Origin of the sequence: Pseudomonas sp. RL_5y_Pfl2_73 (assembly GCF_963970515.1) — a bacterium.
Taxonomy (GTDB): Bacteria; Pseudomonadota; Gammaproteobacteria; order Pseudomonadales; family Pseudomonadaceae; genus Aquipseudomonas.
In genome coordinates, this window is the sequence record NZ_CAXAPD010000091.1 from 1 (window position 1) to 2226 (window position 2226).

Below are 2226 nucleotides of genomic sequence, written 5' to 3' on the forward strand. Positions count from 1 at the left end.
GTGCTGTGATCGAACCGCAACTGGCCCGCGCCACCCTGCAATCGGACTGGCGTATTTTCCAGCAACGCAGCGTGCCGCAGATCCTCGAGCAGTTGTGCACCGAACGCCGCTGGGGCGCCTGCACCCAGCACCTGACCGAAACCCACCTGCCCCGCGAATACTGCGTGCAAGCCGGCGACCTGGACTGGGACTTCTACCAGCGCCTGGCCGCCGAAGAAGGCCTGCTGTCGATCTTCCAGCACAGCGAGGGTGGGCACCAACTGATCCAGGCCGACCATATCGCCAGCTTCGGTGTGATCGAGGGCGAACCGCTGGTGTACGAGGCCAACCCTGGTGGCGATCAGGCCCAGCCGGCGCTGCACAGTTTCACCTACCGCGAGCAGGTGCGCAGCGCCCAACAGACCCAGCGCGATTACACCTTCACCCACCCACGCTACAACCTGGAGCAGCACGAACAGGCGCGCCAACTGGAACACCAAAGCCCCGACTACGAACGCTACGACTATCCCGGCCGGTACAAACATGACGACGCCGGCAAGCCCTTCACCCAGACCCGCTTGCAAGGCCTGCGCGGTGATGCGCGCACCGCCGAAGTCACGGGCGACGATGCGCGCCTGGTGCCGGGGCTGGCGTTCGATCTGACCGGGCATCCGCGTGACGACCTCAACATCGGCTGGCGCGCCGTTGCCATCAAACATGTCGGCCGCCAGCACACCGCGATGGAAGAAGAAGCCGCCGGCAGCCAGGTGGGCACCCATTACAGCTTCACCGCCACGCTGATTCCCGACAGCGTCGAGTGGCAAGCACCGCCGCGTCCCAAGCCCTGCATTGAAGGCCCGCAGATCGCCACCGTGGTCGGCCCGCCCGGTGAAGAAATCTACTGCGACGAACACGGCCGCGTGCGCCTGCAATTTCCCTGGGACCGCGAAGGCCAGGACGACGACCGCAGCTCCTGCTGGGTGCGCGTCACCCACAACTGGGCCGGTGCCGGTTGGGGCCACGTCGCCCTGCCCCGGGTTGGTCAGGAGGTGCTGGTCGGCTTCGTACAAGGTGATCCCGACCAGCCCCTGATCATCGGCCGCAGCTACCACGCCATCAACCGCTCGCCGTACAAACTGCCGGACTTCAAGGCCCTCAGCCCGATCCGCAGCAAAGAACTGCACGGCGAACGCCACAACGAACTGCGCCTGGACGACACCACCGGGCAAATCAGCGCCGCGCTGATGAGCGACCACCAGGCCAGCGCCCTCACCCTCGGCTACCTCACCCACCCGCGCCCCGGCGGCGGCGTGCCGCGTGGCGAAGGTTTTGAACTGCGCACCGACGCCCACGGCGTACTGCGCGCCGGCGGCGGCCTGCTGCTCACCACCCAACTGCGTCCCCGCGCCGCCGAACACCACACCGACCTGCCGGAAACCGCCGAACAACTCGACACCGCCCGCCAACACCACGCCACCTTCGCCAGCGAAGCCCGCGATCACCTGGCCCAGGAAAGCGGCGACCAGGGCGAAGTCGCCGACGCACTCAAGGCCCAACACAGCACCATCCGTGGCACCGGCGGCAACCCCAGCGCCAACCAATACCCCGAACTGGCCGACCCCCATCTGGTGCTGCACAGCCCGGCCGGCATCGCCAGCAGCACCCCGCAATCGACCCACATCGCCAGCGGCGAACACCTGGCCCTGAGCAGCGGCGGCCACACCAGCCTGGCCATTGGCAAACGCCTGCTGCTCAGCGCCAGCCGTGGTGTGCGCACCTTCGTGCAGAGCCTGGGCTGGCGGCTGGTGGCGGCCTCCGGCGATATCGACATCCGGGCGCTGAAAGACAACATCAACCTGTTGGCCAAACTTAAGGTCACCGTGACGGCTGAGCGCATCACCTTGAGTGCCAAGGAAGAGATCGTGATTCAGGCGGCGGGGAGTAGCACCACCTATAACGCGGGTGGGATTACTCATGCCACCCGTGGGTTGTACACGGCGCACGCCACGGACTTCATTTACAAGGGAGCGAAGAGCCAGGCGGCGGCGTTTCCGGAGGAGCCCAAGGCGGGGAAAGGGAATTTGGAACTGCTTCAACAATACGCCAACGGGATTTCCTTCAAGGGAGGCGAGTACAAGGTTGAGGATGCCTTGGGCAAGGTCATCAAGGGGACGCTGGATGCGAATGGCTTTGCAGCAGTGGCCGGCGTTGCGCCAGGTCCGGCCAAAGTGCTTTTCAGTAAAGACC

1 protein-coding gene is annotated in these 2226 nt (G+C 65.8%); it reads left to right on the forward strand.

Annotated features, from left to right (window positions below):
• On the forward strand, window positions 1-2226 hold a 2226-nt coding region (locus AACY42_RS28270), incomplete at both ends, for a type VI secretion system Vgr family protein (RefSeq protein ID WP_339483793.1).